The sequence below is a fragment of the Catenibacillus scindens genome, assembly GCF_014202115.1.
GTDB lineage: Bacteria > Bacillota > Clostridia > Lachnospirales > Lachnospiraceae > Catenibacillus > Catenibacillus scindens.
Window position 1 is genome coordinate 170,360 of record NZ_JACHFW010000006.1, and the last position, 14,407, is coordinate 184,766.

The window sequence follows — 14,407 nt, forward strand, 5'->3', positions numbered from 1 at the left end:
CCGCGGGTCAGCGCGTCAGCGCGACTTTGCGAATGGCGCGGCTGAACTGTTACAGCAGTTCAGCCATCAGGAATGGGCAGGCTGATTTATTATAAAACTTTCTATTGACAGGCCCTAATCCAAGGGTGTATAGTTATAGAAAGTTGTCTGACGATAACACAGCGACGGTAAAATATGCCGCGCGGTAAACGATGAATCATGAGCAGCGGACACCGCTGTATACTATAAAAAGAAAGGAGGCGGACAGTATGACCTTAACCAATCGTTTATTTCATCAGAACTATTTAAACAAAAATATTTCCCATAAGAAATATGGAGCCATACTGTCTGCCTTTAACGTTTTGCGCCTGCCTGACAGGTAGGATACACTGCGTTCCGGGGAGAGGTTTTGCGGCTTTTGAAAGCCTGCGCATCCTTTCCATGGTCTGACGCACGAAATATTATAGAGGATAACCGGGCGCGCCCGGCAAAACAGGCAAAAAAATAAGCATCTCCGTATTTCTATATGCGGAGGTGCTTTTTTTGTTTTCCCGCTCATAGAGCGGTACAATACAAAGAACGGAGGAGAGAATGTTTATGAATGCATCTGGAAAATCCATGAAGAAATTCCGGGACATCGCCCGGTTTCTAAAAGGCAGCGGACATTTCCTTATTCTGGCCCTTGCCGCCGGAATGCTGACTACCCTGTTTAACGCCCTGACACCTCAGATCATCCGCTTTACTGTGGATCATCTCACCGGCGAAGGCACATCCGGTGACGGCATTATCCAGGCTGTCTTTTCACAATTTTTACCTGACGGCCAGTTACAGGGCAATTTTCTGATTCTGGCTGCCGCAGCAGTCCTTATCAGCGCGTCCTGCGCCGGAATATTTACTTATTTCAGCAATGTTTTTATGGCCAAAGGTTCCGAAGGATTTTTAAAATCCATGAGAGATCAGCTTTACCGTCATATCCAGCGCCTCCCTTATAGCTGGCACGGAAAAAACCGCACCGGAGATATTATCCAGCGGTGTACTAATGACGTGGAGATCATCCGACAGTTTATATGCAGCCAGCTCATGGAAGTCATCCGCATCGTCTTTCTTGTTGTGCTGTACATGGCCATTATGTTTTCCATGAACGTAAAGTTAAGCCTCATCGCCCTGGCCTTTATCCCGGTGGTTGTGGGCTACTCCCTTTACTTTTACTCAAAAATTTCAAGCTCCTTCTTGGAAGCGGATGAAGCGGAGGGCGATCTGACCGCCAAGGTTCAGGAAAACCTTACCGGCGTCCGGGTTGTTCGGGCCTTCGGCCGGGAAATGTATGAAATTCATCGTTTCGATGAGAAAAATGACCGTTTTGCTAATCTGTGGATCCGGGTGGGACGGTTTATGAGTGTCTACTGGGGAGCCGGAGATTTTCTCACAGGTGCCCAGGCCATGACTATCCTCATCGCGGGCACAGTCTTTACGGTCCAGGGTCAGATGTCCCTGGGAGATCTTATAGCATTTGTGTCTTACAATGCCTCCCTGGCCTGGCCTATCCGAAGCCTTGGCCGGGTGCTGTCCAACATGAGTAAGGCCGGCGTGTCCATTGACCGCGTCACCTACATTCTGGACGCCCAGGAAGAACAGGATGATCCCTGGGAAAAAGAAGTTCCCATGGACAGGGATATCTCCTTTGAGCATGTCCATTTTGCCTACGAGCAGGACGCTCCGGTGCTGGATGACGTCAGTTTTACCATCCCCGCCGGAAGTACCTTTGCCATTCTTGGCGGCACCGGCAGCGGCAAGTCCACCATTGTCCATCTTCTTGACCGCCTCTATGACCTGGATGAAGGCTGCGGCAAAATCACCATTGGCGGCGTGGATATAAAAAATATAAAGAAAGGCTGGGTTCGGAAAAATATTGGAATGGTCCTCCAGGAACCCTTCCTCTACTCCCGCACTATCGGCGAAAATATTTCTATTGCCAAAGAACATCCTCAGTCCCATGAAATCCGTGAATCTGCCGGTATTGCCTGTGTAGATGAAGCAATCCTTCAGTTTGAAAACGGCTACGAAACCATGGTTGGCGAGCGGGGCGTCACTCTGTCCGGCGGTCAGAAACAGAGAGTGGCCATTGCCCGTATGCTTATGCAAAAAGCCCCCATAATGGTCTTTGATGATTCCCTGTCCGCTGTGGACGCCGAGACCGATGTGAAGATCCGCGCCGCCCTGAAAGAATCTATGGGTAAAAGCACAGTAATCCTTATTTCCCACCGGATCACGACTCTCATGGAGGCCGACCGTATTATGGTCCTTGACAATGGGCGGGTTGCGGAAATGGGAACCCATGAGGAGCTTTTGGCCCAGGGCGGTATTTACAGTAAAATTTATGATATCCAGATGAATCTGGACGACGAAGCATTGAAAGGAGGGATTGCATGCGAATAGATGAACAGGAGTACACGAAAAATTTTGACATCCGCATATGGAAACGTGTCCTGCCCTTTTTAAAACCATTCAAAAAGACAGTGGCCCTGATCCTGGTCTTTAATCTGACCTGCTCTCTTGTGGACATTGTCCTGCCTTTATTCCAAAGATACGCCATCAATCATTTTATTAACGCCAAAACACTTAACGGCATCTGGAGATTTGGCCTGGTCTATCTGGCCATCGTCCTTTTTCAGTTTATCAGCGTTGTTATATTTACCCGGGGCAGCGCCTCCCTGGAAATGCTTGTGAGCAAGACTATGAAGCGGGCCTGCTTTGTCCATCTTCAGAAACTTTCGTTTTCTTATTACAATGTGACCCCGGTAGGCTATATCCTGTCCAGAGTCATGAGCGATACGGACCGGATCGCCGGTATGACGGCATGGAACTTTACTGATATGATGTGGGCCCTGGTGTATGTTCTGGGCGTATTTGTTGCCATGCTGGCCCTCAACTGGAAACTGGCGCTGATCATTATGCTCATTGTTCCTGCTCTGGCCCTGCTCACATGGTATTTCCAGAACAAGATCCTGCGATGGAACCGGCATGTGCGCAAAATCAACTCCAAGATCACCAACGGTTATAATGAGGGGATCATGGGTGCCCAGACTTCAAAAACACTAGTCATCGAGGACAAAAATCTGAAAGAATTTCAGGGGCTGACCTCCCAGATGCGCTCTGCCGCCGTCCACGCCGCCCGTTTAAGCGCCGTTTATGTACCCCTAATCCTGTTCTGCGGCGCTCTGGCCACAGCCATCGTCCTCGGACGGGGCGGCCATATGGTCCAGGAGCAGCTCATGCTCATCGGCACCCTGTCCGCCTTTACCTCCTACGCCGTCGGTATTTTTGAGCCTATCCAGCAACTCGCACGAAATCTGGCGGAACTGATTTCCATGCAGGCTAACATTGAGCGGGTCATGACACTTCTGGATCAGGAGCCTACCGTCTCCGACACACCGGAAGTCATTGAAAAGTACGGCGATACATTTAATCCCAAAAAGGAAAATTGGGAGCCTATCCGGGGGGATATTGAGTTTCAGGATGTGTCCTTCCATTATCCTGACGGCAATGAGGAAGTTTTAAGCCACTTTAACCTGAAGGTCCCCGCCGGAACCACTATCGCCATTGTGGGGGAGACCGGCGCCGGAAAAAGCACCCTGGTCAATCTGGCCTGCCGCTTTTTTGAGCCAACCGGCGGCAAAATCCTCATTGACGGCAGGGACTACCGGGAGCGGAGCCAGCTATGGCTCCACAGCAATATCGGCTATGTCCTCCAGAGCCCTCATCTCTTCTCAGGAACCATTGAGGAAAATATTCGCTACGGCCGTCTGGACGCCACTGATGAGGATATCCGGGCCGCAGCAAGAGCAGTCTCTGCGGATCAGGTGGTGGAACGCCTCGAAAAAGGTTATCAGACGGACGTAGGTGAAGGCGGAAGCCGCCTGTCCACCGGAGAGAAGCAACTCCTCTCCTTTGCCCGGGCCATCATCGCCGATCCGGCCATCTTTGTTTTAGACGAGGCCACATCCTCCATTGACACCCAGACCGAGCAGCTCATTCAAAAGGCCACAGAGAAACTTCTCCATGGCCGTACTTCCTTTATTATCGCCCACCGCCTGTCCACCATCCGCCACGCAGATCTGATCCTTGTGGTCCGCGACGGGAAGATCATCGAGCAAGGCAAACATGAGGAACTTCTTGATCAGAAGGGATACTACTATCATCTCTGCCGCCAGCAGTTTCAGGAGGAGCATAGCGCGTAACCATTCAGCCGCCAACATGACCGGGACAAAGAGTTGCGGCTTTTGGGTCAGGAAAAAAATACTTGCTTTTAGCAAGTATTTTTGCTAAAATCATCCTATGGAAAAAATAGAATTTATCAGACAATTTAACAGGTCCTACACTGCGTCCCTCGGCGTCCTTGGCAATACTTATCTTGGCACCAGCCGCTCCTTAACGGAAATACGGATATTATACGAAATCCAGCAGCACAGCGGCTGTTTTGCCAGAGAAATCGGAAAAACCCTCCGCCTGAATGAAGGTTACATTAGCAGAATTATCAAAAAGATGGAACAGTTGGGATTTTTAATCAAAGAAAAATCCCCGCAGGACGGAAGATCCTACCATTTATACCTGACAGACCAGGGAGAAGCGCAGGTAGATGACCTGTCCCGGAAGGCCGCGGACCAGATCCGCCAATTATTAGAGGGGATCAGCCCTCAGGATCAGCAGCGTCTGGTCGACGCCATGCGGATCATTGAAGACATCTTGAATATCTGAAGGAGTTGTAAACATGGAGATTGCAGCATACAAAAGTCAGTGGAAGCAGGATTTTATCAACCTGAACCTTGAGTGGATTGAGAAATATTTTAAGGCAGAACCCCAGGATATCGAAATGCTGAATAACGTAGAGGAACTGATCCGCAATGGCGCCGCGGTTTTCTTTGCATTAGAACAGGAGCGGCCCATCGCGGTCTGCATGATCGTTCCCCGCAAAAATCATATATGGGAAATCTGTAAACTTGCCACAGCCAAAGAGGCTCAGGGTAAAGGGGCCGGTTGGGCCGTGCTGGAAAAATGTATGAACTACGCCAAAGATCACGGCGCCAGAAAGCTCCTCATTGTTTCAAATAAAATTCTGTCCGCGGCAATGCATCTTTACGCCAAAGCGGGATTTAAAGAAGTACCCATTGATTACATGGAATATGAGCGGGTCAATATCCAGCTTGAGAAAACTTTGGCGTAAACATTCTCCGGATCAGCATTTTTACTCATCATGTTGATGGGAATGCCCGGCACCTTCGCCATGATGCTGCCCATTGCCGGAAGTGGTATCGCCGCTGTTTTGAGAGCCGCTCTCCGACTCACCCGCAAGGCTGTCGATCCAGTTCCAGATTTCTCTCATAGACATATCTTTCACATCCTCCGCTGTTACCTGAGGATCCAGTTCCTGAAGTCTGAGAAGGGCTCTGTACTTTCCAAGAGAAAGGCCCGCGCCGTGGGCCGCCTCCATTTCCTCTGTATTTCCCATGTGGCACCGGGCATTTTCATGGCCGGAAGTACATTCTTCCATTTCTGATAATATCTGCTGGCACTGGCTGTCATTTTCCCCGGCAACAGTGAGAGACAGGACGCCGTCAGAAGAAAGATATCCACTGACATCCTCATCAGAAATAATTTTATTCACAGCGTCCAGGTAATTCATGTGGATAACATCCGCCGTCTCCGCCAGTTGATTTCCATCGTCATTATATCCATCCACTGCGATAACCTTGTCAAACCGGTTAATACTCAGCTCCATGGACGGGTTAATATCAATACTGATATAGGCCGTCGGCGTCATGTAAAGGCCGTATCCCCCGAAAATCACCAGAGCCATCAGGCAAAAGACTGTGATAAGTCCCCCATATAGCGGGCGGAATGACTTTTTCGGGCGATATACTTTTTTCTGAAGATATTCTTTTGTATGAAGTTTCAGCGCCTCCTCGGCGTGTATGTGGTCAAAGGCTTCTTTCCACGGTTCACTCAATTTGTGTCCCTCCTTCCAACCGCTCTTTCAGCAAAGTTCTGGCCCGGGCCAGAAGTGTATAAACAGTGTTCACTTTTTTTCCAAGGATGCGGCCAATTTCCACAGCACTGTACTCTTCATAGTAGTAGAGATAAACCACATCTTTGTATTTGGAAGGTAAAGACAAAACAGCTTCAAAAATGTCATTCCCGCCCCCAGGGTCCCGGCGGGGAATTTCCCCCACCTGATCCAGAGGGACGGTTTTGGTTCTGAAAAAGCTCTTTAACAGATCTTTGCAGGCGTTGATCGTCACCCGGATGATCCAGGCTTTCTTGTGAGCTTCACTTTCAAATGGCTCAGAGTGAAGAACATATTTTAGAAAGACCGTCTGGAAAATATCTTCTGTATCCGGATAATTTTTCAAATGCACCATGCAGATCCGACGCACGGTATCTGCATACAGCTCTATGGCCCTTTCCGCATCTTCTTCACTCCGCATAGACTGTCACATCCTTTAATCTGACCATAATTTAATGGCACCGGGAATGCTCCCCGTGATGACCATATCCATGGTGCTGATACTGGCGGTACTGGCTCTGGCCGGCACTTCCCTGCCAGTCGCTCTGGGCTGCCCCGCTTTGCTGATCTGACGGCGCCGTAGTATCTGCCGCGACATCTGTCCCGGCGCTGCCGTCAGACACAGCGCTGCCTTCCCGGTAATCGCAGATACCGTTGCCATCCTCATCTGTAAATGTGTGGCACATGCCGTCAGCCCGGAGGCAGGAGCCATCGTGGTAATCGCACTCCCCGTCACGGTAGCTGCACGCAGCGTCATGGTAGTCGCAGACGCCGTCTCTATTGTAACACCGAGCGTCATCATAAACCGCGCAAAGTCCCGCGCAATGGCCGCCAGGATACCAGCTCCCGTTTCCGTGTCCGGAAGCAAATGCCGTTGTCGTACTCAGTCCAAGAATTAAGACCGCCGACGAAATTCCTAAAATTATCTTTTTCATTATGCATTCCTCCAATCTCTTTTATCCTTTTCACTTATAATACGATTGAGAAATGCATATCCTTTCATTATTTCAAAAAATTTTCCGGATCTTCAAAAGGATTTTTTTCATCTTCTGCAGTTTCCGGCGCGATATGATGGAGAAGAAATGTCTTTGCCAGAGGCAGCCATGCTCTGCTGGCGTGAGCCCGGTCCTGGCGGTAGGGCTCATAAATATTATTTCCAAGGCCAAACCCGTGATCCCCCAGCTCAAACATATGCAGTTCGTAGGGAATCCCCTGTTCCTGGAGCCGCAGCGCAAGGGAGAGAGAATTTTTCGCGGTCACAAGGCCGTCATTTTGGGCCGCCGCGATAAAAACAGGCACCGTATATTCAGATACCAGCCAGGCCGGACTGTTCTCTTTCTGCGCTTCCAGATCCGGGTCTGCCTTGCCGAAAACATGGGTGTTCATATCAAAGTTATCTCTGAGATCCGGACGGCTCTTTCGGAACTTTTCCTGCTCAACATAATCGGCCACAGGATAGATGAGCATAGCGGTCAGCGGCTTAAATTCCTCAGGATCTCTGTGAAAATATTCAGAGAGGACGGGCCGGTGCCAGGATGTAGCCAGCATACCGCACAGATGCCCTCCGGCGGAAAAACCGATCACTGAAATTTTTTCAGTGTCAATGCCCCATTCCTGAGCATGATCCCGGACTGTAAGCATGGCTTTTCCCAGATCCCTAAGCTGGGCCGGAAACAAAGTCTTTTCTATAGGCGCAAAATCCGCCACACTGTATTCCAGGACAAATGTCTGGTATCCGTCAATAGCAAATGTCATAGCCACTGGATCTCCCTCATTGTCATGACGGGGACATCTGCGGTATCCGCCTCCTGGGCAGACGATCACCGCCGGGCGCTTTTTAGGGAATTTCTCCGCAATAAAAGGGTCATCCTGCGAGAGAAATGTTGTTAAAGTTACGTCTTTCCGGTACTCCCATAATGGAATTGTTTCAATATACATTTTTATTTTCCTCCTCCGTTAAAACTGTTTCCGGTACTCTGTGGGGAGAACCTTATAAATATCTTTAAAGGCTTTCGTAAATTTACTCTGATTTTCATATCCCACTTTCCCGGCAATCACGGCAATGCTGTCTCCGGTCTCCCGCAAAAGCTTCGCCCCCTGATTCACCCGGTAGTGCTTCATATAAGAAGCAATAGGCATTCCGTAGACCGCCTTAAACACCGATTTTAATGTAGATGTATTGATGAGATATTCCCTGGCCAGCTCATCAATGGTAAACCTACGGTTAAGCTGGCCGGTAATCCGCGCATGGATCTCGCGGATGATCTCTGTCTGAGCGGACAAGTGACGGTCAATCTCCACATTTTTTGAAATTTCCATTATTGATAAAAATAGCAGCAATTCCTGAACTTTCAGCTTAAAATAAGGAACCCGCACGGTGGTGGGCAGATCGTACAATTCAGAAAAAATATGCTCAATCTTATCGCTGGCGGCCATAGCTACCGGACGCCCCTGATTGGAGAAAAACTTTTCATAAAGCTGATCTCCATTGATCCCTGCCTCTTTGAGGATCTGAGGCGGATTCTCTGTCAAACAGTAAAGATCCACTTCAATAGAGACGCCCTGATAATAGCCGTAGGGGAAACTCATTTCTGACCGGGCGCAGCAGTCCATCATATGCAGGAGCAAGTCCCCCGGCCCAAGATAAAAAGTCATATCATCTTTCATTTTCCAGCCAATCCTCCCCTGACGGCAGTGATTAATGTGCATGACGCCATCGTGGACTTCGTGGGGCAGGATACATTTATCTCCTACATAAGTACTGAAGCATAAAGTAATCCCCGGAAAGACATGGTATCGGGTCATCTTCTGCTCTAAAACCGGCTTTTCCACCTTTACTCCACCTCCTGTCCTATGCTTTACGAAAGTGTGGGGCAGGTGATCTCCACCATCTTTTCAATCATATGATGAAGAAGCTGGGCCGCCTGGGTATCTGCCGCTTTATAGTAGACCTCCTTGCCCTCCCGCCGGCTGACGATCAGGCCGCTGGCCTTTAACAGCTTCAGATGATGGGAAACCGCCGGGCTGCTCATACCCATAATGGCGGAAATATTGATCACGCATTCCTCACAGTGGCACAAGAGCCAGAAGATCCGAGTCCTGCTGCTGTCCCCAAGCTGTCTAAAAATATCGGACACAGCCTGAAATTCCTGGGTCGCCGGCATCTCATCCAAAGAATGTTCAATCCGCTGTCCGTGATTATGTGGCAACTGCTTCTCTTCCATCGAAATATACCTCCTGTTTTTAATCATACACGATAAGTTTCAAACTGTAAACCTTAATCCAATCGGAAATATTTTTGCCCCAAACGGAAAGTTTGATCGGCATAGTATTGACTTTCTGACCTATTGAGAATATAGTGTATATTGTAAAGATTAAACAGTTGTTTAATTGTTAACAACATCAGACGATACGACTTTCTGACCGGCTGCTGCCGGCCATTATAATATTGAAAGGAGCCGCTATTATGAAAAAGACTTATAAAATTGATGTGGACTGCGCCAACTGCGCAAATAAGATGGAAGACGCCGCCAAAAAAACTGATGGCGTTAAAGACGCCATCGTCAACTTTATGGCGTTAAAGATGATCGTTGAATTTGAAGAAGGCCAGGAGCCTAAAGCCGTCATGAAAAATGTCCTCAAAAACTGCAAAAAGGTTGAGGATGACTGCGAAATCTATATTTAATCTGAGATCCCCCATCTGATAAACGCCTTTCCGGCAGACAGGTGAACCAACACAGTCCTGTTTCCGGAAGGGCGTATTTTTATGTTTAAAAAGGGGACGCCCCGGTGGATTATCCCACCGGCCGGCGTCTCCTTCTTTATAAATAATATGCTCATAATTTCTTTACAAACAGTGCCCGGATGGCATTGAATACGGCAATGATCATCACGCCCACATCCGCAAATACAGCCAGCCACATATTGGCAAAGCCCAGGGCCACCAGAACCAAGCACAGGAGCTTCACGCCAATAGCAAATACAATATTCTGGTAAACAATTCTGAGACACTTTCTGGAAATTTTAATTGCTTTGGAAATCTTCAGAGGATCGTCATCCATAAGGACAACATCCGCCGCTTCAATGGCCGCGTCTGATCCCATAGCCCCCATAGCGATACCAATATCCGCCCGGCGGAGAACCGGCGCGTCATTAATTCCATCACCGACAAAGGCCAGTTTTGCCTTTTCGGACTTTGTACTCAGCAATTTTTCTACCTTTTCCACTTTATCGGCGGGAAGCAGCTCGCTGTAAACTTCATTAATCCCCAGATCCACGGCCACATGATCCGCAACTTTCTTTGAATCACCGGTGAGCATGACGGTCTTTTCCACACCGGCGGCTTTAAGCTCCCGGATCGCTTCTTTGGAATGAGGTTTTTCAATATCGGAGATCACAATATGTCCGGCATACTTTCCATTGATACCCATATGGATAATGGTACCGACACTGTGGCATGGAATAAAGGGTATCCCAAGAGAGTTCATCAGTTTATCATTGCCCGCAGCCACGGTAACGCCGTCCACTTTTGCAGTCACACCGTTTCCGCTGATTTCATGGATGTCTGTCACCCGGCTGCGGTCAATATCCTTCCCATAAGCTCTCTGAAGGCTTTTGCTGATAGGATGGGATGAAGCGCTCTCTGCCAGAGCCGCATACTCAACCAGTTTGGCGTTTTCCATGTCGTTGTGGTGTATCCCGTTTACTTCAAATACTCCCTGAGTCAGCGTTCCCGTTTTATCAAATACCAGGATTTTTGCCCTGGAGAGGATTTCCAGATAATTGGAACCTTTCACGAGAATGCCGGCTTTGCTGGCGCCGCCGATCCCGGCAAAGAAAGTCAGGGGAATACTGATCACCAGAGCGCAGGGACAGCTTGCCACCAAAAACGTCAGGGCACGGTAGATCCATGTCTCCCATCCGGGAGCCAGTCCCAGGCCTGCCATGCGGATCACCGGCGGCAAAATCGCCAGGGCCAGGGCCGCGCCGCAGACTGCCGGCGTATAAATTTTGGCAAATTTAGAAATAAAATCCTCCGATCTGGATTTTCTTGAACTGGCATTTTCCACCAGATCCAGGATTTTTGAAACTGTGGACTCGCCAAACTCTTTGGTCGTTTGTATCTTCAGCACACCGGTCATATTGATGCATCCGCTGATGATCTCATCCCCAACTTTCGCATCTCTCGGAAGAGATTCCCCGGTAAGGGCGGCAGTATTCAGAGTGGATGTCCCTTCCGCCACCACACCGTCAATAGGCACCTTTTCACCGGGCAAAACAACAATAATACTTCCCACAGCCACCTCATCAGGGTCGACCTGCTCTAACCTGCCGTCCCTTTCCACGTTGGCGTAATCCGGACGTATATCCATGAGATCGCTGATATTGCGGCGGCTTTTACCCACAGCGTAACTCTGGAACCATTCGCCTACCTGATAAAACAGCATTACCGCGATAGCTTCCAGATAATCGCCATTTTCATAGATCGCCAGAGCAAAAGCGCCCACAGTGGCCACTGCCATAAGGAAATTTTCATCAAAGATCTGCCCGTTGCGGATTCCCTTAAAGGCTTTTTTCAAAATATCATAGCCGATAATGCCGTAGTCGACGATGTAAAACACCAGACGGACCCAGCGTCCCGCAGCGCCCATCCGGTCAAATACCTCTGATCCAAGGCACTGAAGGATCAATAAGATCACCGTTGCAGCCAGAATACGTTTTAACATTTTCTTCTGTTTTTTTGTCATACCGCTGCTGTCCTTTTGCCCCATGCCAAGCAATACCACGGCCAGGACGGCAACTACGGTCAAAAGGCCGGTTTCAATAATTTCCTGCATATTTTATCTTAACTCCTTTCAGTAATATCTATAACCATTGTAACTGTTCAGTGCCTTCACAGTTACAATTAAACAATTGTTTAATTATATAATTATAATATAAAACATTATCTGGCAAGTCAAGGGTTTTAAAAGCACTTCTTCTGTTTGGGCTAAACATCCTTCTGTTCGGGCTAAATGGACGGTCTCAGGATAACCGCATGGAAAAAGGCCCGAATCCATAATCCAGGACCGGACCTTTTATTATGCTCATATACACATAATTTAACCCTCATATCTACTATAATAAAACAAATACACTTTTTCAATCTGAGGACTTTCTTGAGGATAAAAAAAGCACCACAGAGCAGCCCATTTAAGACTGCTCTATGGTGACTATGTTATAAATCCAATACTCGCCCGCGGGTCTTGGCGCAGGATTTGGGTCAGCGTCATCTGACATCTTTTTACCCGCGCACAATACCATAGCTTGCACAGATATCTGTAAATTCCTGGCTGCCTACAAAGCCGTCAAAGACTTCCTCACGGCTTGTTCCATTGTCCAGAAGTCTTACCCAGCTCTCCAGTCCGGCGGGATCGGATTCACGGCCTAAAAAGGCGCGGTACAGTTGTTTCACATAGTCGGTATTGCTGTAATTTCTGCCTTTAAATTCATCGCTGAACACAAAGCCGTAGGCCACATCTCTGCCGCTATTCTGGTGGGCCACCAAAACATTGATCCAGGAAGACAGGCCGGCAGCATCCGGTTCACGCTCCAGGCAGATCTGATACAGACGGGTGACAAACCCTTTCACAGGCGCTTCCTTACCGCAGGCTGAGCATGGACCGGAAGGAATTGTTCCGTACTGAGGCACCTGGATGGCATTGCCGATATTGATGCCATACTGGCTGCACAGTCCCCGAAACTCTGTACTCATGGCAAATCCGTTAAAGACTTCCTCACGGGTTGTTCCGCTCTCCATAACGTTGATCCAGGAGGACAGGCCGGCGCCGTCCGCCTCACGGCCGAGGAACGCCCGGTACAATAACTTCACATAGTCTTCATTACAATAATTTTTATTCTTAAACTCTTGGCTAAATACAAAGTTGTAGGCCACCTGAGCGCCGCCCTCACGGCCGCTTTCCAGGACATTGACCCAGCTTTCCAGACCTGCTTTGTCAGGGGTACGGCCTAAACATGTCTCATACAGGCGGGTGACAAAAGCAGAGATCTCTTGCTGCTGTGGCTGATTGTCCGGATTATTGTCCGGCTGATCATTTGGTTTCTCGTCCGAAAGAGATCCTGAATTTGCGTCAAAAAACTCAACTTGATATGTAAGATCCGCGTTATTTCCGTACCAATCTTTCGCGCCTTGTACTGTAACGGTATACACGCCTTCATATTTATCCACACCATCCAGACGGAAAATAATGCAGTTATATACACCATAACCGCCTTTAGACAATCCAAAATATGCCCCGCTTCCTACCGGAGAGTAGTCCTGACCGCCTTTCAGCGTCCATGTTTTCCCTGCACTGTTTTTAACAGTGACCGTCAGATCTTCCTCCTGAAGTTCATGCCAGTTATATTTTTCCGGATTTAATGTAACACTCCACGCCTCGCTCCCAGAAAAAAGCTGCGTTGGAAAATTTCCGGAAGCAGGCCAGCCAATAAAATCATAGTCAACAGCCTCACCGCTCTCGTCAAAAACGCTCTCAAGAGTAAAGCCGTTATAATATCCAAAACCTACCTGGCCAAGCTGAGGATTGAGCTGCCAGCGGCGGTGTCCAAGAATGGTTATATTGCTGGGATCACTGTCATCCATCCAGCCGTCAATAGCTTCTACCGGGCCATAGCCCATGGCCACATTGCTGCTGCTTGTCCCCTCATAGCCTTTCTTATAGAAGGCGTCATCCATATCTGACGGCTTCGATGGATAATGGGTTAACTGTCCCTTAGCCGCCAGCACAACCGCGCCGTGCTGAGCCGTATCATTAAGTTCTTTACTGTTGGTCACCGCAGGGAGCCCGGCAATCTGGCGCAGGGCGTTGAGCCGTCCGGTCATGGCAGACAAAAGCTGGGATGAGAGTTCTCCTGCACTGTACGGATTTTTACTGCTGGGTTCTTTCGCGTAAAGCGAAGATGGCGTTGTCGCCGGGTGATCTTTCAAAAGTTGAACGATTTCCGCCTGACTCATTTTTGACATCGAAAGACTTCCGCTGTCCTTATATTGCCCGCTGGCATTGACGCTCATTGGGGCCGGCAGAGTTAATGTTATACACAAAGCAAGAACAATCGCAAAAAATTTTTTCATCTGTATCTCCTCCCTCAATTATTTTAAAGCTGTTCTCACCAAATGCGTCTTACTTAAAAGAGACGCTTCCGCCAAGCTGCATTGACGCCTGGCTTCCTTATAAAGTATAGCACTACTGTAGATATCTGTCCACTTATATAAAAAACACCATGGAGCAGCCTTTTCAAAAACCACTCCATGGTGACTGTGTTATAAAATCAAAACTCGCACACAAGTTCTAACGCAGGATTGGGGTC

The 14,407-nt window shown here is 48.6% G+C and carries 13 protein-coding genes; 5 read left to right on the top strand and 8 right to left on the bottom strand.

The window, feature by feature from the left end:
• Window positions 1-576 precede the first annotated feature (576 nt).
• From HNP82_RS09290 to HNP82_RS09305, 4 genes are all read left to right on the top strand, one after another.
• Window positions 577-2,415, top strand: coding sequence for an ABC transporter ATP-binding protein (locus HNP82_RS09290; RefSeq protein ID WP_183773652.1), 1,839 nt, complete (start codon window positions 577-579; stop codon window positions 2,413-2,415).
• Window positions 2,406-4,217, top strand: a complete 1,812-nt coding sequence (locus tag HNP82_RS09295; protein WP_183773654.1) for an ABC transporter ATP-binding protein — start codon at window positions 2,406-2,408, stop codon at window positions 4,215-4,217. The genes HNP82_RS09290 and HNP82_RS09295 overlap by 10 nt, the downstream gene beginning before the upstream one ends.
• Before the next feature lie 97 nt (window positions 4,218-4,314).
• Entirely contained in the window at window positions 4,315-4,734 is a 420-nt protein-coding gene (locus HNP82_RS09300) for a MarR family winged helix-turn-helix transcriptional regulator (protein WP_183773661.1), read from the top strand.
• 13 nt (window positions 4,735-4,747) lie between these two features.
• Window positions 4,748-5,200 carry a GNAT family N-acetyltransferase gene (locus HNP82_RS09305; RefSeq protein WP_183773663.1) on the top strand — a complete coding sequence of 151 codons (453 nt, stop codon included), beginning with the start codon at window positions 4,748-4,750 and terminating at the stop codon, window positions 5,198-5,200.
• A 21-nt stretch (window positions 5,201-5,221) separates the two neighbouring features.
• Here the strand turns inward: HNP82_RS09305 and HNP82_RS09310 are convergent, their stop codons facing one another.
• The 6 genes from HNP82_RS09310 to HNP82_RS09335 all read right to left on the bottom strand — a co-directional run bounded on the left by HNP82_RS09310 (window position 5,222) and on the right by HNP82_RS09335 (window position 9,264).
• Window positions 5,222-5,983, bottom strand: a complete 762-nt coding sequence (locus tag HNP82_RS09310) for an anti-sigma-I factor RsgI family protein (RefSeq protein WP_183773665.1) — start codon at window positions 5,981-5,983, stop codon at window positions 5,222-5,224.
• Window positions 5,976-6,461 (bottom strand): RNA polymerase sigma factor, encoded by a 486-nt coding sequence (locus tag HNP82_RS09315; protein WP_183773667.1) that lies wholly within the window; start codon window positions 6,459-6,461, stop codon window positions 5,976-5,978. The genes HNP82_RS09310 and HNP82_RS09315 overlap by 8 nt, the downstream gene beginning before the upstream one ends.
• A gap of 31 nt (window positions 6,462-6,492) precedes the next feature.
• Entirely contained in the window at window positions 6,493-6,975 is a 483-nt protein-coding gene (locus HNP82_RS09320) for a hypothetical protein (protein ID WP_183773669.1), read from the bottom strand.
• Between the two features lie 67 nt (window positions 6,976-7,042).
• Window positions 7,043-7,978: an alpha/beta hydrolase gene (locus HNP82_RS09325; protein ID WP_183773671.1), complete on the bottom strand. Its 936-nt coding sequence runs from the start codon at window positions 7,976-7,978 to the stop codon at window positions 7,043-7,045.
• A gap of 18 nt (window positions 7,979-7,996) precedes the next feature.
• Window positions 7,997-8,872 (bottom strand): helix-turn-helix domain-containing protein, encoded by an 876-nt coding sequence (locus HNP82_RS18390; protein WP_183773673.1) that lies wholly within the window; start codon window positions 8,870-8,872, stop codon window positions 7,997-7,999.
• Between the two features lie 26 nt (window positions 8,873-8,898).
• Window positions 8,899-9,264, bottom strand: a complete 366-nt coding sequence (locus tag HNP82_RS09335; protein ID WP_183773676.1) for an ArsR/SmtB family transcription factor — start codon at window positions 9,262-9,264, stop codon at window positions 8,899-8,901.
• Between the two features lie 242 nt (window positions 9,265-9,506).
• Here HNP82_RS09335 and HNP82_RS09340 point away from each other — a divergent pair, with 242 nt between their 5' ends.
• Window positions 9,507-9,725: a cation transporter gene (locus tag HNP82_RS09340; protein ID WP_183773678.1), complete on the top strand. Its 219-nt coding sequence runs from the start codon at window positions 9,507-9,509 to the stop codon at window positions 9,723-9,725.
• 151 nt (window positions 9,726-9,876) lie between these two features.
• Here the strand turns inward: HNP82_RS09340 and HNP82_RS09345 are convergent, their stop codons facing one another.
• Window positions 9,877-11,877, bottom strand: coding sequence for a heavy metal translocating P-type ATPase (locus HNP82_RS09345; RefSeq protein ID WP_183773680.1), 2,001 nt, complete (start codon window positions 11,875-11,877; stop codon window positions 9,877-9,879).
• Between the two features lie 446 nt (window positions 11,878-12,323).
• Window positions 12,324-14,171, bottom strand: a complete 1,848-nt coding sequence (locus HNP82_RS09350; RefSeq protein WP_183773682.1) for a DUF4214 domain-containing protein — start codon at window positions 14,169-14,171, stop codon at window positions 12,324-12,326.
• Between the last annotated feature and the right edge of the window lie 236 nt (window positions 14,172-14,407).